This is a genomic window from Litorihabitans aurantiacus (assembly GCF_030161595.1).
GTDB lineage: Bacteria > Actinomycetota > Actinomycetes > Actinomycetales > Beutenbergiaceae > Litorihabitans > Litorihabitans aurantiacus.
In genome coordinates this window covers 14,067-35,507 of sequence record NZ_BSUM01000003.1, presented here as the reverse complement: position 1 = coordinate 35,507, position 21,441 = coordinate 14,067, and the positions used below count along the sequence as shown (strand labels likewise).

Annotated in this window: 26 protein-coding genes and 1 pseudogene; 7 read left to right on the top strand and 20 right to left on the bottom strand. The window is 70.4% G+C overall.

The window, feature by feature from the left end; genetic code table 11:
- Positions 1-42: 42 nt before the first annotated feature.
- Together QQK22_RS17920 and QQK22_RS17915 are read right to left on the bottom strand one after the other, a co-directional pair.
- On the bottom strand, positions 43-741 hold the full coding sequence (locus QQK22_RS17920; RefSeq protein ID WP_284252967.1) for a nucleotidyltransferase domain-containing protein: 699 nt from the start codon (positions 739-741) through the stop codon (positions 43-45).
- Positions 742-1,017: 276 nt separating this feature from the next.
- Positions 1,018-1,908 carry an AraC family transcriptional regulator gene (locus QQK22_RS17915; RefSeq protein WP_284252965.1) on the bottom strand — a complete coding sequence of 297 codons (891 nt, stop codon included), beginning with the start codon at positions 1,906-1,908 and terminating at the stop codon, positions 1,018-1,020.
- A gap of 98 nt (positions 1,909-2,006) precedes the next feature.
- Here QQK22_RS17915 and QQK22_RS17910 point away from each other — a divergent pair, with 98 nt between their 5' ends.
- Together QQK22_RS17910 and QQK22_RS17905 are read left to right on the top strand one after the other, a co-directional pair.
- A complete protein-coding gene (locus QQK22_RS17910) occupies positions 2,007-2,783 on the top strand; it encodes an SDR family NAD(P)-dependent oxidoreductase (RefSeq protein ID WP_284252987.1) in 777 nt (258 codons plus the stop codon).
- 59 nt (positions 2,784-2,842) lie between these two features.
- Positions 2,843-3,595 (top strand): SDR family NAD(P)-dependent oxidoreductase, encoded by a 753-nt coding sequence (locus QQK22_RS17905; protein WP_284252962.1) that lies wholly within the window; start codon positions 2,843-2,845, stop codon positions 3,593-3,595.
- A 347-nt stretch (positions 3,596-3,942) separates the two neighbouring features.
- On the opposite strand, the gene QQK22_RS17900 is transcribed toward QQK22_RS17905, so the two are convergent.
- The 18 genes from QQK22_RS17900 to QQK22_RS17820 all read right to left on the bottom strand — a co-directional run bounded on the left by QQK22_RS17900 (position 3,943) and on the right by QQK22_RS17820 (position 16,146).
- On the bottom strand, positions 3,943-5,211 hold the full coding sequence (locus QQK22_RS17900) for a hypothetical protein (protein ID WP_284252960.1): 1,269 nt from the start codon (positions 5,209-5,211) through the stop codon (positions 3,943-3,945).
- Positions 5,212-5,273: 62 nt separating this feature from the next.
- Positions 5,274-5,423, bottom strand: a complete 150-nt coding sequence (locus QQK22_RS17895) for a hypothetical protein (protein ID WP_284252958.1) — start codon at positions 5,421-5,423, stop codon at positions 5,274-5,276.
- A 166-nt stretch (positions 5,424-5,589) separates the two neighbouring features.
- Positions 5,590-5,760 carry a hypothetical protein gene (locus QQK22_RS17890; RefSeq protein WP_284252956.1) on the bottom strand — a complete coding sequence of 57 codons (171 nt, stop codon included), beginning with the start codon at positions 5,758-5,760 and terminating at the stop codon, positions 5,590-5,592.
- A gap of 172 nt (positions 5,761-5,932) precedes the next feature.
- A complete protein-coding gene (locus QQK22_RS17885; RefSeq protein ID WP_284252954.1) occupies positions 5,933-6,223 on the bottom strand; it encodes a hypothetical protein in 291 nt (96 codons plus the stop codon).
- The gene (locus QQK22_RS17880) at positions 6,220-6,351 is read right to left on the bottom strand and encodes a hypothetical protein (protein WP_284252952.1); all 132 of its coding nucleotides are present in this window, start codon (positions 6,349-6,351) and stop codon (positions 6,220-6,222) included. The genes QQK22_RS17885 and QQK22_RS17880 overlap by 4 nt, the downstream gene beginning before the upstream one ends.
- Positions 6,352-6,512: 161 nt before the next feature.
- Positions 6,513-6,911, bottom strand: a complete 399-nt coding sequence (locus tag QQK22_RS17875) for a ParB family protein (RefSeq protein ID WP_284252950.1) — start codon at positions 6,909-6,911, stop codon at positions 6,513-6,515.
- Positions 6,908-7,705, bottom strand: a complete 798-nt coding sequence (locus QQK22_RS17870; RefSeq protein WP_284252948.1) for a ParA family protein — start codon at positions 7,703-7,705, stop codon at positions 6,908-6,910. The genes QQK22_RS17875 and QQK22_RS17870 overlap by 4 nt, the downstream gene beginning before the upstream one ends.
- Before the next feature lie 97 nt (positions 7,706-7,802).
- Positions 7,803-8,054, bottom strand: a complete 252-nt coding sequence (gene nrdH, locus QQK22_RS17865; RefSeq protein ID WP_284252946.1) for a glutaredoxin-like protein NrdH — start codon at positions 8,052-8,054, stop codon at positions 7,803-7,805.
- Positions 8,055-8,238: 184 nt separating this feature from the next.
- On the bottom strand, positions 8,239-8,625 hold the full coding sequence (locus QQK22_RS17860; RefSeq protein ID WP_284252944.1) for a hypothetical protein: 387 nt from the start codon (positions 8,623-8,625) through the stop codon (positions 8,239-8,241).
- Between the two features lie 38 nt (positions 8,626-8,663).
- The gene (locus tag QQK22_RS17855) at positions 8,664-8,954 is read right to left on the bottom strand and encodes a hypothetical protein (protein ID WP_284252942.1); all 291 of its coding nucleotides are present in this window, start codon (positions 8,952-8,954) and stop codon (positions 8,664-8,666) included.
- 68 nt (positions 8,955-9,022) lie between these two features.
- A complete protein-coding gene (locus QQK22_RS17850) occupies positions 9,023-9,457 on the bottom strand; it encodes a hypothetical protein (RefSeq protein ID WP_284252940.1) in 435 nt (144 codons plus the stop codon).
- An 892-nt stretch (positions 9,458-10,349) separates the two neighbouring features.
- Entirely contained in the window at positions 10,350-10,631 is a 282-nt protein-coding gene (locus QQK22_RS19475; protein ID WP_431310202.1) for a zinc finger domain-containing protein, read from the bottom strand.
- Positions 10,632-10,950: 319 nt separating this feature from the next.
- The gene (locus QQK22_RS17845) at positions 10,951-12,048 is read right to left on the bottom strand and encodes a hypothetical protein (RefSeq protein ID WP_284252938.1); all 1,098 of its coding nucleotides are present in this window, start codon (positions 12,046-12,048) and stop codon (positions 10,951-10,953) included.
- Positions 12,049-12,340: 292 nt separating this feature from the next.
- A complete protein-coding gene (locus QQK22_RS17840) occupies positions 12,341-12,568 on the bottom strand; it encodes a hypothetical protein (protein ID WP_284252936.1) in 228 nt (75 codons plus the stop codon).
- Positions 12,569-12,627: 59 nt separating this feature from the next.
- Positions 12,628-13,803, bottom strand: coding sequence for a M23 family metallopeptidase (locus tag QQK22_RS17835; protein WP_284252935.1), 1,176 nt, complete (start codon positions 13,801-13,803; stop codon positions 12,628-12,630).
- On the bottom strand, positions 13,800-14,081 hold the full coding sequence (locus tag QQK22_RS17830; protein ID WP_284252932.1) for a hypothetical protein: 282 nt from the start codon (positions 14,079-14,081) through the stop codon (positions 13,800-13,802). Before QQK22_RS17830 ends, QQK22_RS17835 begins: the two co-directional genes overlap by 4 nt.
- A gap of 309 nt (positions 14,082-14,390) precedes the next feature.
- The gene (locus tag QQK22_RS17825) at positions 14,391-15,680 is read right to left on the bottom strand and encodes a hypothetical protein (RefSeq protein WP_284252930.1); all 1,290 of its coding nucleotides are present in this window, start codon (positions 15,678-15,680) and stop codon (positions 14,391-14,393) included.
- 88 nt (positions 15,681-15,768) lie between these two features.
- Positions 15,769-16,146 carry a winged helix-turn-helix domain-containing protein gene (locus tag QQK22_RS17820; protein WP_284252927.1) on the bottom strand — a complete coding sequence of 126 codons (378 nt, stop codon included), beginning with the start codon at positions 16,144-16,146 and terminating at the stop codon, positions 15,769-15,771.
- A gap of 332 nt (positions 16,147-16,478) precedes the next feature.
- On the opposite strand from QQK22_RS17820, the pseudogene QQK22_RS19470 reads away from it, so the two are divergent.
- The 5 genes and pseudogenes from QQK22_RS19470 to QQK22_RS17800 form a co-directional block, all read left to right on the top strand.
- Positions 16,479-16,907 (top strand): annotated as a pseudogene (locus QQK22_RS19470) (hypothetical protein); the annotation flags it as partial.
- A 247-nt stretch (positions 16,908-17,154) separates the two neighbouring features.
- The gene (locus tag QQK22_RS17815) at positions 17,155-17,415 is read left to right on the top strand and encodes a hypothetical protein (RefSeq protein ID WP_284252924.1); all 261 of its coding nucleotides are present in this window, start codon (positions 17,155-17,157) and stop codon (positions 17,413-17,415) included.
- A 17-nt stretch (positions 17,416-17,432) separates the two neighbouring features.
- Entirely contained in the window at positions 17,433-18,176 is a 744-nt protein-coding gene (locus QQK22_RS17810) for a DUF8175 domain-containg protein (RefSeq protein ID WP_284252922.1), read from the top strand.
- A 54-nt stretch (positions 18,177-18,230) separates the two neighbouring features.
- Entirely contained in the window at positions 18,231-19,937 is a 1,707-nt protein-coding gene (locus QQK22_RS17805; RefSeq protein ID WP_284252920.1) for a hypothetical protein, read from the top strand.
- 13 nt (positions 19,938-19,950) lie between these two features.
- A complete protein-coding gene (locus tag QQK22_RS17800; RefSeq protein ID WP_348525657.1) occupies positions 19,951-21,432 on the top strand; it encodes an SCO6880 family protein in 1,482 nt (493 codons plus the stop codon).
- Positions 21,433-21,441: the final 9 nt, after the last annotated feature.

Here is a 21,441-nt window from a genome sequence, read left to right as displayed (position 1 = left end):
TGATGGTCGAGCCGGCCTGGCCGATGGCGACGTACGGGAGGCTCAGCGCGTGAAGCCTGTCCGGAGTCGTCCGCCCGCGCTTTCGAGCTCGGCGGCCGCTGCGGCATGGAAGGCGTCGAAGTCGCCGGCGACGTACGGGTCGGTCAGGCGAGCTGCGCGCACCGCATCCCATCGACGCAGTTCGCGGGAGAGGTGTTTGCCGGTGCCGATCCAGCGGTGGTTAGTAATGAGCGCGAGGGACGCGACCTGTCGCAGCAGCTCGGCTGCGACCACGCGGCGCTCAACGTCGTCGGTCACGTCGGCGAGATCGTCGACGAGGTCGGTGATGGCATAGCGCAGGAGGTTGACGTCGGCGTCTTCGGGCTGAGGGCCGCGGTCGTACGTCTCGGCCCAGCGTTCGCGGAGCTGCTCCAATACCTCGTCGCCGGCGAGCACCCGACCCTCGAGCAGCATCCGCACGATTACGGGCCGCCACTGCTCGACGCCGCGCTGCGCCCACCGCTCGAAGCCCACGGGCGTGTATGCGAACACCTCGACCGCCTCGCCCTCGTGGGCGTACGTGGCGGCGAGCGAGTCGGCACCGTCGGCTAGGAACCCGTCAGGGCCGAGCAGCAACAGGTCGACATCGCTCGACGCCGTCCGCTCGTTACGCACGGTGCTGCCAGCGACGATCACGCTTGTCGCATCGGGGAACCGCTCCGCGACGAAACGTCCCACGACGTCCTCGTACCAGGTGCGCATGCGTCGAGGGTAGGCATAAGCCAATGTGAACCACTTCGTCTCACCCACGGCACGTCACGACCTTTCGGGACGCAGGGTCAGCGGTGTCGGCAGCGGGTGTAGGCGTTGATGGTCGCGATACTGCTGGCTACGACGATCGCTGTCCCTACAGACGCGCAGATGGTGGGGACCCAGTCCGTTCGTAGATGGTGACGCTGGCGGCGGTGTGACGTGAACGATCCACTGAACGACAAGCTGAATCTCGCCCGACCCGCCAACAAGCTGCACCCCACGGTGTCATCCGGCACGTAGTTGAGCTCGTAGGGCCGTGCCATCAGCACCCGGCGGGCGCCCGTAAGTGGCCCGGTAGTCACGCGAGAAGTGCGAGGCGCTGAGGTAGCCGACCCGCACGCTGGCCTGGGCAGCGGAGAGTCCGTCGACGACCATGGCCCGCCGGGCCTCCCCCAGGCGTAGCCGCTTGAGGTAGTGCATGGGGGTGAGCCCGGTCAGCTCACGAAAGCGGCGTCGCAGCGTGGCCGGGCTGGTCCCGGCCGCGGACGCGATGCTCTCGACGGTCCAGGGATCAGCCAGCGCCTGGTCCATACGCGCGATCGCGGCACCGACGACGTCGGCCCGGGCGTGCTCGGCGGCGGCGAGTAGACGTGGAGCCTGATCGCTTTGCAGCAGCCGCAGGACGATCTCCCTGCTCAGCAGCGGTGCAAGGACCGCCGCCTCCTGGGGTGCGTCCAGCAGTGTCAGGAGCCGTTCGACTGCATCGGCGAGCTCGTAGGTCATCGTCCCGAGGCGCGCTGGCTGGTCATCGCCGCGTTGCCGGGGCAGCTGCGCCGCGACCTCCACCACTACAGCGGGGTCAAGACGCCAGTTCACCGACAAAAAGTCCCCCTGCTGACCGACCTCGAGCACGCGCGCGATCAGCGGTAGATCTACTGGGGTGATCAGAAACCGGTCCGGCCCCCACTCCTGATGGCCCAGCTCGTCGTCTCCCGATAGCTTGCGACCGGTCAGCACCAACGACAACGACGGCGGGTAGCGCACGAACAGCATCGGGGTAGGCGTCAGGGTCCGTCCCAGCAGCAGCCCGAGCTTCGCGGCTCGGTGGGGGTGGTCGATGTGGTGCCGGACTCGCTCAGCAGAGCGCTCCAAGCTCGCCGCGGCGCGGGTATCCATTGCCCCATCCAACCCGACGGGCAAGAAGTTGACCGGATCGGGCAATCCCGCGCACGCGAGAGCGGGGATCGTGGAGGCATGACAACACCCCCTCCGTCCTGACCGATCTGCCGCGCGATGAGCGTCTCGTCGGCCGCACCGCCATCATCACCGGGTCCTCGAGCGGGATCGGGGAAGCCATCGCGCACGTCCTGGCTGCCTCCGGTGCACATGTCCTGGTCCACGGGCGAGACGCCGAGCGAACCGGGTCGGTGGCCGACGCCATCACCACAGCCGGCGGCCGCGCCACGGCGCTGACGGCTGATCTGGCCGCGAGCCCCGCTGCGGTCCGTGACTTCGCCGCACGCGCGAGCCAGGCCCTGGGTGGAAGCGTCGACATCCTCGTCAACAACGCCGGAATCTTCCCCGTGGGCCCGACCGCTTCCCTTCCCGACGAGGACGTCGCTGCACTCCTGGCCACCAACGTGCGCGTTCCGCACGACCTGGTGGGCGCGCTCGCCCCCGGGATGGTCGAGCGAGGCCGCGGCGCGATCATCAACATCACCTCCTGGATGGCCCATATCGGCACGCCGGGCGTGGGGATGTACCCCGCCACGAAGGCCGCCCTGGAACAGCTCACCCGGGCCTGGGCCGCCGAGTACGGTCCCGACGGGGTTCGCGTGAACGCAGTGGCACCCGGTGCGACCATCACCCCCGGCAACCAGGCCACGGTCGAGATCCTGGAAACGCTGACGGCGCCCTCACCGGCAGGCAAGCCCGGGAGCGTCATCGACATCGCGCACGCTGTGCGGTTCCTGGCCTCAGACGAGGCGGCCTACGTGCACGGCACCATCCTGGACGTCGACGGCGGCATCGTCGCGGCCCGGGTGAGCTAGAGGCACAACTAAGCCGTGACGAACACCCAGAACGTCACAGCCGCGAAGGGAACGACCACATGAAGATTGCCATCGTGACCGGGGCGACCCGCGGACTGGGGCGCCACATTGCGGCCACCCTGGCCAGCGCCGGAACCGCCGTCATCGCCACCTACCGGTCAGACCCCAAGCCGGTCGAAGAGATCGTCGCTCAGATCCGCGCGACGGGCCACGAGGCCACATCCCTCCAGCTCGACGTCGCCAGCATCGACTCCATCACCTCCTTCGCCACCGCGGTCCCCGACACCACCCAGACCCTCTGGGGCCGGCGGACCGTCGATGCCCTGGTCAACAACGCCGGTGTCGGACGCTTTGGACCGCTGGACACCATCACGCCTGACGACCTCGAGGCCCTGTGGCGCACGAACGTGCGCGGCCCTTTCCTGCTCACACAGGCGATAGCGCCGATCCTGTGCGACGGTGGCGCGATCGTGAACATCACCTCCTCGGCCTCCCAGCAGGTGGGCACCGGGATGGCCGCCTATGCCGCTTCCAAAGCCGCGCTCGACACCCTCTCGCGCAACCTGGCGCACGAGCTCGGTCCGCGAGGTATCCGGGTCAACGCCCTGGCTCCCGGGCCCACCGCCACCGACTTCAACGGTGGCGCCATGCGGGACGACCACAACGTGCGGGCGTTCCTTTCAGACAACACCGCCCTGGGAAGAGTGGGCGACCCCCAAGAAATCGCCGACGCCGTGCGCGCCCTGCTCTGCACCGACCTGCGGTGGGTCACCGGTGAACGCATCGAGGTCTCCGGCGGCGTGCGCGTCTAAACCCAGGGCCATCACCGCTCCGCCCCCAACCATCCCTGACCGGTAAACGATCGATTCCGGCTACCTGTGGAGACTCGCCAACGACCTATTCCCCCGCGGCGTCGAGTCCGCCGCTAGCCTCGACGGCCATGGGGCCACAGGGGACGCAGCGACGGTGGGAGCGAGCAGGACAGCCGTGGTGCGCTCACCAGTGGGTTGAGCGCTGCCGCGACGCGGACGGCCCCACGAAGCAACTGGCCTGCCGCACGTGCGGTGCCACCTGGTGCCTGGGCGACCCTGCACCACCCCCGAGAGGCGCTACCCCGCGACAGTCCGCACCAGCAGGCCGGTGACGATCGTTTCCGGCGCTAGTCGGGACGGTTTGCGTAGAACTCTTCGGAGTACAGAAGGCATCGTCGGCACGCCTGAGGTGCGACGTCGGCCTGGCTGGTACCCACCGGCGGCGACAGGGGTTCGGCGTCGAGGTTGAGCGTCGCGCTGGTTCCGCAGGCGGGCGAGCTGAGGTCGTCTGGCGGGTAGGTCCCGTGTGCGATCCAGGGCACGTCCTCGGCGGTCATGTGCCACTTGCCTCGGCCACTCGCCGGCGGGTGAAGCTGCACCGCCCGCTGCACTGAACCCGGTTCTGGCGGGGTGGGTGCTCGGCGCCGCGGTGCGACGGCGGCGCACACCTGCGCGAACTCGGCGCGGGCTTCCTCGATGTTCACCGGACGGCCGGCCAACCGGGTTAGGAACTCCTCGACGGAGAAGGACCACAGGTAGCCCTGGCGCGCGAAGTACCAACCCACCGCTGTGATGGCATGCCGGTCGTCGGTATCGGCCAGGAGGTAGCCGAGCACCTGCCAGCCGTACCGGCGTCCCAGCGCGGCGGTCTGAACACACTTGACCTCGATCAGCGTGCCGTCTGTCACGAGGTCGCCGTCGGCTCCTCGGAGGTCGCGGCTGCGGGCGAAGGACGGATTGCCGGTGAACGAGGTGGGGCGGACCAGCGCAGGAGCGCGATCGCGCGCGAGGGCAATCAGTGCGCTCACGTCGTCCGCGAGTCGGCCGTCAATGAGTGCCAGCAGCTCCGGCAGGGGCGCGCCGGGTGGCAGTTGCCAGATCGGCAGGTCTCCCACCTTCGGATTGAGGATGCCTCCCATGCGGTAGGCCTGTTCGTACAGAGCCAGGACCCCGCACAGACGCGCCAGCTCGCGCTCCTGGTCGACGTCGAGTCCGCGGGTGAGTAGTTGGTGGTGCAGGGCATCGAGGGCCGTGACGAGCTGCAACCAGCCGGAGTCGGCAGCGCGCCCCTGCGGTCGGCGCATCTTGTCGTCCCAGCCCTGGAACGCCGTTGTGGTGCTGAGGTCCAGCGGTCCGAGCTCCAACCGCAAGCGGTAGTCGAAAGCCGTGCCGGCCACGCGCCAGGGATAGCCCTCGCCGTCGACCGGGAGCGCGACGGCGCGACCGGGCGAGAACGCGGCCAGGTCCGTGATCGTGAGTGGCCCCAACGGGCCAGCGATGACGCTCGGCGGCGTGCTCACGTCGGCATACTTCAGCTCTCCGACGTGAGGGAAGCGCTCTTCGAAGAAGCGGCGGACGGGAGAGGTCTTATCGTCCACGTGCTGGGTCAGCGACACCTCCGATTGTGTCCCACCGGCCCACGCCTTGATCGCGACGCCAGGCCCGGACGATCGCTGACCTAGCGCCGGGTGACGGCGCCGGCCCACACCCACGCTCGGCCGGTGCGGTAGTGCTCATCCCGGTAGGTCACGTGCACGGCGACGTCGGTCCACTCGTCGGCCTCGCCGTCGAACTGCGTCCAGCCGAACCGAGCTCGGGGTATCCACACCCGGACCGGGATCGGCTCATCACACCGTCGCACCGGTCCCCCGTACGCGGCCGGCGGTAGCCGGATCGGTCCCTCACGCATCGGCACCTGATCGGGGTAACGGCCTTCACCTGTCACACCCCAAGTCGAACACGCGTACGAACCGCGTGGCGAGGACCGACGCGCCTCAGGTCCGCTCGACGCGGATCGCGACCGCACGCCGGCCCTCGGGCACGCGCGCGAGCGCGTCATCGCGTGCGGCCTCGTAGCTCTCCGCCGTCGCGCTCACGTGGCCGTAGTCCACCGGGCCGGGCGCGAGGGCCCTCGGGGCGGTAGTCACGGTGACGGTCGCGCGCACAGATGCAGGGTAGGCGTCGGTGGCGTTTCCGGGCCGCTCATCGTCCGCGAGCGACGTCGGGCGTCAAGGGCGCTGCGCGTCACTGCGTGATCGGGCGGTGCCCGACCCTGGACACCTCTCCCCGCTCGCCGGGCCGCTGGCTATGGGAAACGACGCCCTATCCCGGTCAGGGTCAGTTGCGGGTGGCTCGTTCGGCTCGGCGCTGGGCTCGCAGCTCTTCGCGCCAGGCGCGGGCCGCGTCCCGCACGGCGCCGACGGCGTGCCGCTCGGGGCCGTCACGGCCGTCGAGCCCTGCGCCGCCGGGGGCGCGGAACTTGGTGTGGTCGTAGAACTCCTGCACGAGCTCTTCCAGCACCACGGCGCGGTCGTAGAGGTCGGGGGCGGCCTCCTGGGCGCGCAGGTACGCCCGTAGCGCGTCACGTGCTGCCAGGGCCTCGGGCGATTGCCCGGGCAGGCGCTTCACCCCTGCTGCCCCAGGAGCTCCCGCAGCGCGCCGGTGTCGATGCAGGCTTCCGTGTGCACCAGCGTGGGCGCCTCGACGTCCAGGGTGGTGTCGTAGGGCAGCGCGACGGCGGTGTGGACCTCCTGCACGAGGGTCGCGGCGATCCGGCGTGCTCGGCCGGCCTAGCCGGCCCTCTCGGCATCGCGCAGCCCCAGGGCGAGGGCGGCGATCAGCTCGTGGTCCTCCTTCGGGTTCTCGCTCATGGTGCCTCTCCTATCACTCGGGTCTGACAGGCCGGCGGGGTTGCCGGTCACTCCCCCATCGGGCGGCCGGTGGGTATCTGGCCGGGGCCGATCGGGTCCCACGCCTGGCCGGCGTTGTACTCGCGCTCCAACCGCTCGACCTCGGCCAGGCAGGCGCGAGCGATGAAGTCCGACAGGCCCCGCACCCCGGTCTGCGCCTGGGTGTTGAGCAGAGCCGCACGCATCCGGGCGGCGTCCTCGGCCGGCTGGTAGAAGCTGACCTTGTTCCCGCCGCTGCCACGTCGAGCGGGACGGGCGCCGGCCGGCGCCGCCTCGGGCGCCGTCGCCTCGACGGCGGGCGCCGGCGGCGCCGTAGCGGTGGGCGGTGCTGTCTCGACGGGTGCGGGTGCTACGGGGCTGGTGCCGGCGAGGGAGGAACGGCGAGGGGTGGGGCGGTTGCTGGTCATGCTCGGGCTCCTTCGATCGCGGTCAGGTGGTCGCCGTAGGTGGTCGCCAGGGCGTGGGCCTCGGGGCTGTTCCACTGGTCCAGTCCGCGGGCTGCCTCGGTCGCGTCCGCGATGACCACGCGCTTGGGGATCGGTGGGAGCAGGACGGGGAACCCTCGGGCCTGGCCGGCGGCTTGCAGCTCCTCGAGCCAGGTCTGACCGGAGATGGTGCGTTCCTCGTGCTGGTTGACGATCACGCCGGCGATCGTCAGGGAGGGCGCGTAGTAGCGGCGCACGTTGTCGATCGTGTCGAGCAGCTGCGAGAGGCCGGAGAGGGACCACTGCTTGCTGTGGGTGACGATCACGACGCCGTCGGCGGCCGTTAGGCCGTTGATGGTGAGCTGGTCCAGGCTCGGGGCGCAGTCGATCAGGATCAGGTCGTAGTCCTCGCGGACCTCGGCCAGGGCCTCGCGCAGGCGGCCCTCTCGGCCGGCGCCGGCGATCACGAGCTCATCGCGCACGACGCCGAGAGTCACGCCGGCGGTCGGCACGACGTCGAGCCCGTCCCACACCCCCGGCACGATCACGTCGCGCAGCGTCTCGCTCGTGCGTGCGCTGAGGGCGTCGGCCAGGCCGGCCTGGTCCCCCGCGACCTCCTCGGCGGCCGCGACGGCGGTCAGGTTGCCCTGCGGGTCCAGATCGACCACGAGCACGCGGCGGCCGCGCGTGACGGCGGCACGGGCGAGATGGAACGTGGTGGTGCTCTTGCCGACTCCGCCCTTCTGGTTGCACAGGGCCAGGATGCGAGCTGTCATAGGTGTTACCTCCAAGGGTGCTAACAGTACCGTTAGTGCCGGGCGCTACGCGACTTCTAACAGTGGCGTTGGGGGTGATGGAATCGTTAGAGGTGCTTCACGGGACGAGGGAAAGTGCCTTGATGCGGTCGGGGCGGAAGCCGGCCCAGTGGTTGTCGTCGTCGCCGTCCACGACCACGACGGGGGCCTGGGCGCAGCCCAGCTCCTCGGTGACGTAGGCGAGCATGTCGGCCTGCTCGGGGGCGGTGAGGTCCTTCACCTGGTAGCTGACGCCGTGCTTGTCGAGCGCCCGCGTGGTCGCGGTGCACTGCACGCAGTTGGGCTTGCTGTAGACGGTGACGGTGAACATTCGGAACTTCCTTCCGGCTATGTGTTCTAACAGTACCGTTAGAACCAACTGCGGTCAATGGTCGATCCGTGGCCTTGGGCTCCTCCGGAATGGTCGCGAGCCGCGGTGAGTTCGTGGCCGGGCCGGGGGAGCGCGAGGGGGCCGACCCCCTCGCCCGGCCCCTCTCGGGGCCGGGCTGCCTGGGTCAGGCGGCGGGGCAGGCGGGGGAGTGGGGCTCGGAGATGTGCGCCCCGCACGCGCGGCACCCGTCCTCGCTCGTGTAGCCGCTGGCGACCTCCTCCCACACTCGGCCTGTGGGGACGAAGAGCGCGACCCCCTGGCCCTCGTACGCGGCGATCACGACCGGCACGGGCTCGCCGTCGCCCTCGTCGTCGGCGCTGCGGTCGAACACGAGCCCGTCGCGGATCTGGATTCCCTCGCCGTTGGCGTCGCGGCCGTCGCCCTTGTGGATGAAATCGAGCATGGTCGCGGACGTGAAGCCGACAACGGGGGAGCCGTTCCAGCGCTCGCCGGTGTCGATCGCGGGGTACGGACGGCGGGTGACGGGGCCGAGAATCGCGGTGGTGCGCATTTGTCCTCCAAGGGTGGTAACAGTGGTGTTAGAACGGGTCAGGCGAACGGGCACGCGGGGGCGTGGGGGGCGGCGGTGTGGCTGCCGCAGTCGATGCACTCGTCGGCGGCGCCGTAGGTCGCCTTCTCGCGAGGGGTGACGCAATCGTGGGCCAGGCCGTAGGTGTGCTCGACGTCGCCGCGTACGGGGCGGAGGTAGCGCACGGTCACGAACGTGTCGCGCTCGCCCTGGAATCGGCGGGTGATGATGCCGGGGGCCAGGCACGTGCCCCGCTCGCCTGCGGCCAGGGCGTAGACCGCGCGGCCGGTGGTTAGTCCAGTGGTGCTCATTTTTCCTCCAAGGGTGGTAACAGTGGCGTTGGAGCCGGTCGGGGCGGTGTGCCCCGACCGGCTCGGGGTCAGTGGGTCGTGGGCTCGGGGTAGCGGTGCTGGGTGACGTCCTGGCCGGGGGTGTGGAACCACGCCAGGCCGCCGGCCTCCTCGCTCCAGTCCTCGAAAGCGGACAGGGCGGCCACGGTGTGCCAGCGGTCGGTGGACACCTGCACCAGACCCTCGCTGTAGAGCCGCGTCACGACGGCGGCGACGTCGGCCTCGATGCCCTCCACGCGGTCGAGGTCCGCGACGACGTGCAGGGTGCTCGGGTCGTTGGCGTCGGCTCCCACGGGCTCGCCCCAGGCGTTCCAGCCGTCGCCCTCGGTCGTGACCGCTGCGGACAGTTCGGAGGTCACCTGGCGGGTGACCGCGAACAGGTCGCGGGGCTGAACTCCCAGGTGAAGCACGATCCGGTCGGAGGTGGCGTAGGTGCTGCCGGTCGCGGTGGTGAGTGTGGTCATGGTCGTTGCCTTTCGCTTGTCGCTTCCCCCACGTTTTTTTGCCGTGAAGGCGACTTGTCGCCGCTAGAGAGGACGCCCGGAGTGCAACCGTCGTGGAATACCGGACTGAGTGGAGCGCCAGCGGAGCGAGGGAGGATATGCCGCGAAAGCGGTTGCGCGCAGGGTGGCCGAACGTATGCTGCCGAAGGCTTCACGGCTAAAAAACGTGCGCCGTAGGCGCCTACTGCCGGGCGCGCAGCGACCGTCGGGCACGGCCCGCAGGGCCGCAGCTTGTCGCTGTTGACTGGGGGTCTAGCGTGAGAGGGCGGGGCCGGAGGTGATTGATGCACCTCCGGCCCCTCTCCTCACCTGCCGAGACGCTTGCGGCTCCGCTTGGCCCTGCGGGCCTGGCGAGCCTTGCGTCCCTCGCTGCCGATCTTGCGCAGCGCGGTGATGAGGAGAACTACCGCAGTCACTAACGAGACAACTGCGGTAGCCAGCTCGATAACGGTTGTCATCGAACTGACCTCCCTCCTCCCCCTGACCTTCAGGGGGCACCCCCGATCTAGTACGGCGGGGTGGCATGTCAAGGCCGCAGAGTGGAGCGACCGTGGAATACCGGAGGGAGCGCAGCGAGTGAGGATATGCCGCGAAAGCGCGGAACGTGCCTTGATATGACGGGCCCCCGGCGTGCTAGATTCGGCGCCCCCATGGAGCACAAACCCACACCGGTGCATTTCCCTTTTGGGCGCGCAGCGCTCGAAACGCCAGTAACAGTGGCGTAACCACCCTTAGAACCGCCGCGGCGGGTGCCGTGCCCACTGTGGGCGGGTGGAGCCCTGGCGATAGCTCGGGCCGTCCACACTGGGTGGGGAACCCGCCGCGAGCACCCTTTCTGCAGGGCAATCGGCGCTCATCCCCGGGGTAGGCGGCTGGCGGCGTCTTTCCGTCTGGGGGAGTGGTAGGCGGTGACGGGGTGGCCCGCTGGGGTTCGGCAGGTCGCTCCTGGGCCGGCGCCGCAGACTGAGCATGGGGTGGCCTCAACGGCGGTCCAGAACGTCGCAGCCCCGACGTCGTTGCCTGCGAGCTCTCTTCTCAACGAGCGTTCGTATTCGGCCTGAAGCGGGTGGGAGGCGTAGATGTGGCTGGGGCGGCCATGAGGCTGAGTGGTTGGGCGTGCCGCCCGGGCGAACATCGCCAGCTGGTGGGGCGAGATACGGCCGTCGAGGGGCATCGAGACGCCGGGAGCACCGATCCGATCGTCGTTCTCTAGAGCACCTGCTGCCTCCTGGAGTGTCTCGTAGAGCGTCGTCAGTTCGTGGCTGCGATCCAGGAGCTCTTTGCTCACGCGTGCGGTGTTGAGGACTCGGCTGCCGCTGCGGAGTAGGTCGATCACTCCTGCGATGGCCCGGGTGATCGATCGGACCTCGTGGGCGGCATGGTGCAGGAGTTGAGCGTCGTGCCTCTGGTCTGTGCCGGGGTCGGGACGTGTCGACACTGGGTGGGCCTTTCGTCTATCTGGCGGCGGGGCAGGGGGTGGCGCCGGCTGAGGTGTTGTGCCAGCCGTGGCCGTCGCAGTCGGGGGTGTCGCAGGGGTCGGCGTCGATGCGTTGGGTCCACCTGTTCTCCTCGATCTCGGGTAGTCGGGGGTGGTCGGCGTAGGGGTCGATCTGAGCCAGAACGTGACGCAGCAAAGCCCACGGGACCTTGGTCTGGTAGCGGGTGAGGTAGGCGCGCCGACCGGCGCGATGGGCCTGCGCTCCCATCGCGAACTGGATGTCGGCGGCTGTCCACGGTGCGGAGGAGACGGAAAACGGCCGTAGAGCTCCCAGGAGGCGCCGCGGGGACTCCCCTCGAAGCCACGGGATCACTCGTGTGACCTCCTGCGCGAGTCGAAGAACCTCGCTGGTGCGTCGACCGCGTCTGTCGGGGCTGCGGCGCGCAGCGCCGTCCTTCTTCGTGCCGCAGGCGCAAGGGTGATGTCTTCTTAAGTGGGGGAGGTGGTCACGTAAGTGACCACTGGTAGGGGTGTCTGAATCCACAGAGCACGGGCAGCTGGCCCCGTTCGTGGACACCTGCGATGAGCGAGACGCGCGTGCCTGCGCGATCGCAGCTCGAGCCGCGGGCGGAACGGTGAGAGCGACCTCGCTGGCCAGTCCGCGTTGACGAGATCCTCGCCGGCGGCAGGCGTAGGACTCTTCCTGGTTGAGCATGCGTCCCCGCAGGACCACGACCTCGAGGCCGAGCTCGCGGGCGGCTGCGTTGGCGCGTTTGACCTGACGCTCCTCGCACGAGAGCGTGCCGGCGAGGATCTTGGGGCGAACGATGCACCGACGCCCCGTCCTGCGGTGCGCGTAGGCGCTCTTCGCGGCTGCCCAGCGGAGCATGAAGTCCAGGCCGACGGAGTGCTTGCGCAGCACCTCGCGACGCAGCTGGCACACCAGGGGGACGACGACGTCGAGCCAGTCGTCTCGACCGTGCCAGGTGTGGATGTGTCCGTAGGCTCCCGGCTTCGCGAGCTGGTGAAACCCGCGGGTGCGGTTGCTCCAGCCCCGGTCGTCCTGGTGGTAGCGGGGCAGGAGTGCCGGCTCGAACCGGCTCAGCTCCTGCAAGCGCAGCGCGTTCGGTACACCGAGGCACTCACGCGAGCTCAGCAGGCGTGCCCGCTCGTCCAACGCAACAGTCAAACGGCTGGCTCGACGTGGGCGGCCCTGGCCCAGGGTGGGCGAGGGCGGGCGTGTCGAGCGCTCGATTTCTACAACGGAGGTGGGTATGGTGGGTCCCAGCGTTAGACACACCTCAGGGTGTGTCGATCTGAACGAGTCACCTCCGGCCGGCAAGCATGAGGGTGAATCGCTTCGGACTCGGGCCGGCCCTTCGGGGCCGGCCCTCTCTTTTTGTCTGTCAGGCGCTGACGGGGAGCACCTCCTGGACGTAAGGGGCCTGCGGGCGCACCATGCGCTGCTCGGCGTCGGCTAGCACGAGTGCTTCGAGGTAGGCCGCGATGCTGATGCCTAGCTCGTCAGCCGCCTCACGGGCGGCGTCGCGGGCCGCGGGTATCACGCGGCCCTGCAAGAGGACGACGGGCTCGCCCGCCGAACCGCGCACCTTGCGACCCTTGACAGCGCTCATGCATGCATACTGTCGCGCCGCCGGGGATGCATCCGTGAGGCTGGTCGGCGTGTCGCGTCTCACGGGAGAGTGATTCCTTGGCTGCGCATGTAGGGCAGGGCGTTGACGGCTTGGCCGTTGACCCACACCTCGTAGTGGAGGTGTGGGCCGGTGGAGCGGCCGTTGTTGCCGACGTCGGCGATGTGCTGGCCGGCGGTGACGGTCTGGCCGATGTCGACGTGGGTCTGTCCGGGGTACATGTGGACGTAGAGCGTCTGGATTCGGGCGCCGTCGGCGTCGGTGCCGTGGTCGATCATCACGTTGCACGGTGAGCGGCCCTGGAACCCCTTGCAGCTGGTGTGGGTCACCAGGCCGTCGGCGGCGGCGTAGATCGGCGTTCCCAGGGGTGCGGCGAAGTCGGAGCCCATGTGGGTGTAGCCGTTGCGGACGTCTCCGAACCCGCCGGTGAAGCGGGCGCCGGTGATGGGCGCGGCCCATCCGCTGTCGGCCACGAGCCCGGGGTAGGTGCTGGCGGCGCCGGGGTCGCCGGTGCATCCCTCGAAGGTGACTTCGGTGCCGGTGAGGGCCTGGGTGAGCTGCTGGGCGTCTTCCCAGTGGGCGTCGTAGGCCATGGGGAACTTGGACACCTGGACCGTCTGTGCGGCCTTCCACGCGGGCATCGTCTCCCAGCCCTCGACCGTCACGAGCTCATCGAGGAACCGGCCGGTGGTGTAGGCGGGGTTGAGGAGGTTCTGCACGATTTCCTCGTCGGTGCCCTGCCCGCCCCAGCCGGCCTGGGGGCGGCCCTGGAACAGGCCTACGGAGTCCCAGTCGCCGGGGGCGGCGCCGTCGTTGGGGTAGTTCAGGGACAGCATCGCCACGGCGCGCCAGCGGTCCCACTCGGCCGCGCTCATCACGCGAGAGTTGGCCGGGCGGACGAACTTGCCCTCGTTGGCCAGGTTGCGCAGGCCAGATTCCGTGATCGCGGTCATGATGCCGATCGCGGCCGCCGACGGCGGTAGATCGCGTTCGGCTGCGAGGGAGACGATCACGGCGGCGTTGCGGACCTGCACGGCGCTGAACGAGCCGATGCTCTCGGGCAGCTCGGCGCCGTCGATGAGCACCACGGGCGCCTCGCACGAGCCGCCGGCGACGTCGGTGTCCGACGGCGATCCAAGCATGAGGAACGCGGCGACGCCGCCCACCAGCACGAGGGGGACCGCGACGGCTGCGGCTACGCCGGCTCTGCTGTTCATGAGGCGGGGTTGATCGAGGCGGCCTGCCACGTGACGCCGTCGGCGGCTCGGGTCAGGACCACGGCGAGCTCGCCGGCGTCGGTGGGCACGCGCACCCGTGCGACGAACGGTGAGGTGACCTCGCCGTCGAGCACGGCGGGGCCGGTGACGGTGGTCGCGCCGGCGCCGCCGGCGGGGTCGGTCCCGTCGAGCAGGTCGAGCAGGTCCGGGGTGACCAGGGGAGCGAGCTCGTCGCTCCACGCCTGGGGGTCCAGGTCGGTGCGCAGGAACGCGGTCACGGCCGCCTCGGCGGCTGCGTACGCGCTGGCCTCGGCCTCGGCGTCCCACTCCGGCTGCGGCTGGGGTGTGGCGTCGGGCGCTTCGGTGTCGAGCCCGACGTCGCCGGCGCCCTCGGTGGGCGTGGGCAGCGGCTCCTCGGCGGTCGGTGCCTCGGACGTCGGCGCCGTGGTGCTCGGGGTGGCTGTCTCGGGCGCCGTCGGGGGCGTGAGGTCGTCGCCGTCCTCGCTCCCGCAGCCGGTGAGGGTGAGGGCGGTCAGCAGCGCCAGGGCGGCTGCCCGGGTGCGGGGGAAGGTGTGGGGGTCATGGCGTCATCCCTGGGGTTGTCCGGCCTGCCACTGGGTCACGGCTTCAGACACGGCGGCGCTGGCGGTGTTGAGGCGGTCGCGGGCGGCGAGGACGTCGGCGGGGCTGGTGGCGCCGGGGCCGGCGTCCAGGATGCGTCGGGCCTCCGCGAGCTCGAGGAACAGTGCATCGCGGACGGCGTTGTCGTTCACCTGGCCGTTGGAGGTGTTGAGGACGTTCTGCGTCTCGGAGACGCGGTTGGTCAGGGCGTCGTGGAGCCACTGCGCGCGACTGCTCTCCACGTCGTCCTGGGCGGTGGTGATGGACTCGGCAGCAGCGGTGAGTTCGCTCGCCTCGGCCTCCTCGGCGCCGGCGTCCACGAGCGTCTGACCGGTCGTGAGAGCGGCCGAGAGGGTGTCTCGGGTGCTGGTGTCGGTCACCTGGCCGTTGGAGGCTTCCAGGGCAGCGTCAGCGTCCTGTACGGCGGTACTGAGGCGGTCGTAGGCCCACTGGGTGTGGCTGGCCTGGACGGCCTCGGTCGCGGCCGTGACGGCATCGGTCAGCGCGACGACGCCGGGGTCGAAGTCGGGGTCAGGGGCGAGCACGACGTCGCCGCCCTCGCGCGTGGCCACCACCGGTGGCTCGACGTCGCTGAGCGCTGTGCTGAACGCGGAAGCGGCGGTGACCTGGTTCGCGAGCTCGGTGCGGGTGGCCTCGTCGGTCACCTGCCCCTCGGTGGCGCCCAGGAGCGTGGCGGCCTCCTGCTGGGCATCGCGTAGGGCGCTCTGCCGTCCCTGCCACGCCTGGGTGGCCTCGGCTTCCTGCTGGGACGTGGCCTCGATGATCGAGGGCGAGGGGGTCAGGAGGCTGCTCAGGAGCCACCCGGCTCCCAGCGCGAGTACGCCGGTCCCGGCCAGGAGAGCGGGGAGCGGGATGCGCTGGCGCCGGGGCGCCGGCGCGGGGGCGGCCGGCCCCGTCGGGGCGGGCGTCTCCACCACGACCACGGGGGCCGTGACCGCTTCCTGCGTCCCGGGCGCGGGAGCGTGGCTCTTGGCCGGCTTGGCGGCGTCCTCGTGGACCTCGCCGTTCGGGCGCACGATCAGGTAGAAGGTCCAGTCGGGCTCGGTCGCCTCGACGCGCAGGCCGCGGCCGAGCTCGGCGGCCGCCTTGGTCACGACGGCAAGCGCAGCGTTGCGCACTTCGCTCACGCCCTCGCCCCGCACGCGCTGGGGCTTGCTGCCCCCGATCGTCACTTCACCGGTGGTGTCAGCAACGGTGATCCGCACTCGGGGCCACTCGGCCACATCGGTGGTCATTGCGCACTCTCCTGGGTAGGCAGGAGAGACGCGACCAGCGCGCAACCCCCTGCAAGAACAGCAGAAACACACCCACGGGTGGGTGTTGTCAGGCCTCGGTTTCGGGCTCCGCCTTCGATTCTGTACCGCTCGCGGTCCCCGTGCCGCCGAGCGCGTACGCCGTCAGCAGCTCGCCCAGCGCTCGGACCCGATCGGCGTTGATCGTCCAGTGCACGAGCGTGCGCTGGTACATGCGCTGTTCCGGCGGCACGTCGGCCGTCACCAACCCTTGCTCTTCGAGCGCGATCAGGTTGCGCCGGACCGACACCTTGTTGGTATTCAGCGCAGTAGCGAGCTCGGCCATGGACAGACCCTCGTCTGCCTGGCCCAGGAGGTGCAGCAGCTCGACCTTGGTCCGGTTGCCCAGCACTTCCACAGCCCTCACCGCGCCCTCCGGCATGTCCGGTGGAAGAAAGAGCGTAGGCACGCATCACATCTTCCCCCTCGTCCGTCTAGTAGGTCAGCAGGTTGCCCCGCCGCTATCGAACAACCCTAAGGGTTGTAGTACGGTGAGAGTACCTGAGCCACGGGGCGACGTGGAACTGCATCGGTTCCCGTCCCCTACTAGCAGGAGGGGAACGCCATGGGACTTCATCAGCGCCACGCGCAGCGAACCGCTCCGTCCAACTTCCCCACCACGGGCGCGCGCACGCCACAGCGGTGGGACCGGGGCAATCTGCGAGAGAACAAGCATGGAACAAACTCCATCGTGAGGGTTCGTAGCCTGGGAGCGTACGAGCACAACGACAGCGAGGCAGCGTGAGTAGACCCCGGATTCCCCGATACGGCCCCCTCACCCCTCGCCGTCGTCCCGAGGAGACGCAGGCCGTGGTCAACCCGTGGCTGCCCGCTCCCGCGATCGAGGAGCCGAGCGAGGCGCCGGCGGAGCAGCTGCCGCCGGCGGCGCGGGTCAGCGGGCCGCAGGCCGGGGTGGTCGCGGCGGACGCGCTGCCGACGGTGAAGCACTTCTCCGCCCCGGCCTTGTGGGTCGTGGGGACCCACGGCGGGTCGGGAGAGTCGCTGCTGGCGCAGCTGCGCGAGGGATGGGCGCCCGGCGGGCACGCGTGGCCCGAGCAGCAGTACAGCAACCGCGCCGCGCGCGTGCTTCTGGCCTGCCGGGGAAGCGCCCACGGACTGAACTCGGCGCGGGCGGCAGCGATGCAGTGGGCCGCCGGCAAGAGCCCCACCGTCGAGCTGATCGGCCTCGTGGTCGTGGCCGACGCCCCCGGACGAGCCCCAAGCCGCTGCGCGACCTGGCCGCCCTCGTGGGTGGCGGTGTCCCACGTCTATGGCACGTTCCGTGGATCGAAGCGTGGCGACTGGGAGCCCCGGTCGATCACGCCAACCCACCGCGCGAAACCGCGCGCCTCCTCAACGATCTTGACCTCATCTTCAACCCCGGCACCCCCGGTGCCACCGCCGAAAGGACTCCCCGATGACCGCTTTCCTCGCTCTCCCCGACCCGACACCTCAGCGCCCCGAAGGTCTCAGCGGGATCGACACGCTCCTGAACGTCGTGATGTGGGGAGGGTTCGTCGTCTGCATCCTCGCCCTCATCGTCGGCGGCGTGCTGGTCGCCCTCGCGGCAATGGGCCGCACCACGGCGGCTGACCTCCTGCCGAAGGTCGCCTACCCCCTCGTGGGCGCGATCATCGTCGGCGCCGCCGCCGGCCTCATCGGCATGTTCGCCGGCTGAGCGGAAGGACCACGATCATGGCTGAGAACGACCAGCAGAGTCCGTGGACCCGGCCGGGATGGATCATCTCGGCCGTGATCTGCGGCGTTCTCCTCGTGATGGGGATCGTCCTCACCGTCACGTTCTTGACCCGCGACGACGACACCCCCGCCCCAACCGGGCAGCCCGGGACTCCGACGCCCGGCGTACCGGCGCCACCCGCCGACCCCGACGCGGAAAGCATCTGCGGCCTGAGCGGAGTCGAGCTCGACGGCGACCTGCCCGACGCCCCCGACGCCGAGTGGGCCTACGTAGGCACCGCCGCGTATCCAACTTCTGCTGAGTACGGCCCCGGGTTGAATGAGGGCGAAATGCGCACGTGCTACCAGCACACCCCCACGGGTGCGCTGTTCATGGTCGCGAACCTCGCGGTTGGGCCGTCAGACCTGAACGCGGCGACGGAGTGGTTCGACTACGCCGTCTCGCCGGGCCCGTTCAAGGATGACCTACTCGCAGCGAACGAACAGGCCGCCCCTGAGACGCCCGACCCCAGCGGTACGCGGTTCGCGATTCGCGGCTTCCGGCTCCTGGACTACTCGGGGCAGACCGCTCGCGTTGACCTCGGGGTCGCGTACACGGTGAGCGGCCAAGAGACGTACATGTCGATGGTCTACGAGCTGGTCTGGCACGAGGGCGACTGGCGCCTTTCCGGCGAGACAGCCACCGCGTTCGACGCCGCCCAAATCCCCAACCTCAACGGCTACACCCCCTGGGGCGCGTAGATGGGTGGAGTCTGCTGGGGTGGAGCCGCCGTCTGCGGCCCATCCATTGCTGATGTGGTCGTTGGCGACGCGATCGAGAACATGCAGCGGGCGACGGAACAAGCCCTCGCGCAGGCTCTCGGGCAGGTCGCCACGATCTGGGTCAACGTGGATACGCCGCAGCTCTCGGGCTCGGGGGACGCTTCGGTGGACCTCGGGCAGGCGCCGGGGGCGGCGGAGCTGACGCAGGTTCTCTCCTACATCACGTGGATCGGGTTCGCCGTCGCCACGCTCGCCCTGATCCTGCTGGGCGTGATGGTCGCGCGGGGCGTCTCGCGCGGGCAGGGCGCCGGCATCCTGAACCGTTCGTTCTGGTTCGCGGCCGGTGTCGTGGTCCTGGGTGGCGGTGCTGCGATCGTCGGCGCAGTGATGCCGACGCGGCCGCAGAACGTCGCCGGCACGGCGGCGTTCTTGCAGTCCTCGCTCTGGTACTTCACCGGCGCCCTGGTGGTGCTGAGCGTCATCATCGGCGGTATCCGCATGGTCATCACCCAACGGGCCGACGCGGGTAAGGACGTCCTGCGGTCCCTGGTGACGTTCTTGGTGGTGTCGGCGCTCGGGGTGACGATCACAGCGCTTCTCATCACGGTGTCGGACCGATTCTCGGTCTGGATTCTGGAACAGGCCCTCGACTGCCCGGCCGGGGAGGACGCGGCGTGCTTCGGGGAGAACCTGGTGCGGGTGCTGCACATGGCCGAGCAGGGCGCCGGCGCGGGCGGTGATGGGAGCGGAGCAGGGCCGACGTTGGTTCCGCTGATGATCATCGTCCTCGGCCTCATCGCGCTTCTGGCGGCGCTGGTCCAGGTGGTGCTCATGTTCGCTCGGGCCGGGATGCTCGTGCTGATGACGGGACTGCTGCCCACGGTGGCGTCCTTCACCAGCACCGAGACGGGGCGGGCGTGGTTCTGGAAGGCGATCGGCTGGACGGGCGCGTTCATCGCCTACAAGCCGGTGGCGGCGATCATCTACGCCACCGGGTTCCAGCTCGTCGGTTCGGACTGGGCGACGTCGGACCCGTTGCAGAGCACGTTGACGGGGCTGCTGATGCTCGGGCTGGCCGTTGTCGCGCTGCCGGCGATGATGCGTTTCGTGACCCCGGTCGTGGGTGCTGCTGCTGGCGGCGCCGGCGGCGGGGCTCTCGCGGCGGGCGCGCTGGCCGCGCTCCCGACCGGAGCGGCCGCGATCGCGCGCCTGGGTGGCGGTGGAGGCGGCAGCGGGAGCGGCGGTGGCGCGGCGGTGTCCACGCAGGCGAGCCCGCAGGGCAGCAACGGCAGTGCGGGCCAGGGTGGCTCGCAGGGTGCGCCCGGTCCGGCTGGTTCGACCTCGCAGGGCGCCGGCGCACCGGCGCCTGGCGGCACCTCGTCCCCGGGCGGGGCGGGAGGCTCGCAGAACGGCGAGCAGGGTGCGTCGGGCTCGGGCGGCTCGAAGGGCGGCAGCGGTGGCGGTTCCGCCGGGCAGAGCGGATCGCCTGGCGGCCGTGACGGCGCCAGCGGCGCCAGTCAGGGCGGGGGCGGTGCCGGCGCTGCTGGTGGGTCCGGGCCTGGTGCGGGCGCGGCGGGCGGTGGCGCCTCGGGCGCTGCTGCGGGCGCGGCGAGCAAGGCGCACCCGGTGGTGGCAGCGGCGAGCGTCGCCGCAGACGGGGCGAAGGCCGCCGGTGCGGCGGCCAAGCAGGTGGGCAAGGACGTGAGCGGAGAGGGTGGTGGTCCCAGTGGCAGCCGTTGAGACGGGTAGGCGCGTGCGGACGTACGGCAACTGGAAGCGGCCGACGTCGCCGGGCCTGTTGGGCCTGGGGATGGTGGCGACGTTCGGTCTGCTGATCGCGCTGGTTTTCATGGTGGTTCTGATGACGATCACGAACCTCCTGGTGGGTCTGGCGTTCGGCCTGGCAATCGCGGTCGTGACGGTGGTGCTCTCGCTGCGCGACCGGCACGGGCTGAGCATCGGCAACCGCCTCGCGCAGCGGTTCTCGTTCGCCTATACGCGGGCCTCGCGGGCGAACCTGTACCGCTCGGGGCCGCTGGGGCGGACCCCGTGGGGCACCCACCAGCTGCCGGGGGTCGCCGCGACCACGCAGTTGAGCGAGCACGAGGACTCCTACGGTCGCCCGTTCGCGCTGATCCACGCTCCGAAGGTGAAGACGTTCACGGTGGTGCTGGCCAGCGATCCCGACGGCGGGGCGCTGGTGGATCAGGACACGGTGGACTTCCGCGTCGCGGCGTGGGGCGACTGGCTCGCGGGCCTGGCGGACGAGCCGGGCCTGGTGGGGGCCGCTGTGACGGTCGAGAGCGCCCCGGAGACGGGCCAGCGGCTCGCCCAGGCGGTTCAGGGCCGGATGGACAGCAACGCGCCGACCTACTCGCGCGCCGTGCTCGAGGAGGTCGTGCAGGACTACCCGTCCGGCTCCTCCACGGTGCGCGCCTACGTCTCTCTGACGTTCCAGTCCGACGCCATGGTGCTCGGGCGCACTCTCAACCCGGAGGAGATGGGTCGCGAGCTCGCGACCCGGCTCCCGGGGCTGACGAGCTCACTGGGCCTGACCGGGGCCGGTGCGTGCCTCCCGGCGACGGCGGCCGAGCTGTGCGAGGTCGTGCAGGTGGCCTACAACCCGGTGGTGGCGCGCTACTTCGATGAGGCGCGCGCCGAGGGTGAGGTGCCGGACATCTCCTGGTCGGAGGTCGGCCCGTCGGCGCACGAGAGCGCCTGGGGTCACTACCGCCACGACTCGGCGGTGTCGGTCACGTGGTCGATGACCGGCGCCCCGCGCGGGGTCGTGCAGTCCTCGATCCTGCGTAGCCTGCTCTCCCCTCACCGCGACATTGCACGCAAGCGGGTCACGATGCTCTATCAGCCGATCGACGCGGCGCGGGCGGCGCGGATGGTCGAGCGGGACGAGTCCAACTCGGTGTTTGCCGCCACGGCGGCGCGGCGCACGACCCACCGTCAGGCGCACGCGGTCCAGTCGGCGCGGGCGACGGCGGCCGAGGAGGCCAGCGGAGCGGGCCTGGTCGGGTTCGGGATGCTGGTCACGGCCACGGTGACCGAGCCGGAGAAGCTGCCGGCGGCCAAAGCCGCGGTCGAGCACCTCGGGGGCGCGGCGCGGTTGCAGCTGCGCCCGGTGTACGGCTCCCAGCACGCGGCGTTCGCGTTCGCGCTCCCGCTGGGGCTGGTGCCGGAGAAGCACTCCAACGTTCCGACCGTGGTCCGGGAGGGCGTGTGATGGGCCGGC

Coding starts and splice junctions, on each gene's coding strand:
- QQK22_RS17920 (WP_284252967.1), bottom strand. CDS start 741: ATGCGCACCTGGTACGAGGACGTCGTGGGACGTTTCGTCGCGGAGCGG.
- QQK22_RS17915 (WP_284252965.1), bottom strand. CDS start 1,908: ATGGATACCCGCGCCGCGGCGAGCTTGGAGCGCTCTGCTGAGCGAGTC.
- QQK22_RS17905 (WP_284252962.1), top strand. CDS start 2,843: ATGAAGATTGCCATCGTGACCGGGGCGACCCGCGGACTGGGGCGCCAC.
- QQK22_RS17875 (WP_284252950.1), bottom strand. CDS start 6,911: ATGACCAGCAACCGCCCCACCCCTCGCCGTTCCTCCCTCGCCGGCACC.
- QQK22_RS17870 (WP_284252948.1), bottom strand. CDS start 7,705: ATGACAGCTCGCATCCTGGCCCTGTGCAACCAGAAGGGCGGAGTCGGC.
- nrdH (WP_284252946.1), bottom strand. CDS start 8,054: ATGTTCACCGTCACCGTCTACAGCAAGCCCAACTGCGTGCAGTGCACC.
- QQK22_RS17860 (WP_284252944.1), bottom strand. CDS start 8,625: ATGCGCACCACCGCGATTCTCGGCCCCGTCACCCGCCGTCCGTACCCC.
- QQK22_RS17855 (WP_284252942.1), bottom strand. CDS start 8,954: ATGAGCACCACTGGACTAACCACCGGCCGCGCGGTCTACGCCCTGGCC.
- QQK22_RS17850 (WP_284252940.1), bottom strand. CDS start 9,457: ATGACCACACTCACCACCGCGACCGGCAGCACCTACGCCACCTCCGAC.
- QQK22_RS19475 (WP_431310202.1), bottom strand. CDS start 10,631: ATGTTCGCCCGGGCGGCACGCCCAACCACTCAGCCTCATGGCCGCCCC.
- QQK22_RS17840 (WP_284252936.1), bottom strand. CDS start 12,568: ATGAGCGCTGTCAAGGGTCGCAAGGTGCGCGGTTCGGCGGGCGAGCCC.
- QQK22_RS17835 (WP_284252935.1), bottom strand. CDS start 13,803: ATGAACAGCAGAGCCGGCGTAGCCGCAGCCGTCGCGGTCCCCCTCGTG.
- QQK22_RS17825 (WP_284252930.1), bottom strand. CDS start 15,680: ATGACCACCGATGTGGCCGAGTGGCCCCGAGTGCGGATCACCGTTGCT.
- QQK22_RS17815 (WP_284252924.1), top strand. CDS start 17,155: ATGACCGCTTTCCTCGCTCTCCCCGACCCGACACCTCAGCGCCCCGAA.
- QQK22_RS17810 (WP_284252922.1), top strand. CDS start 17,433: ATGGCTGAGAACGACCAGCAGAGTCCGTGGACCCGGCCGGGATGGATC.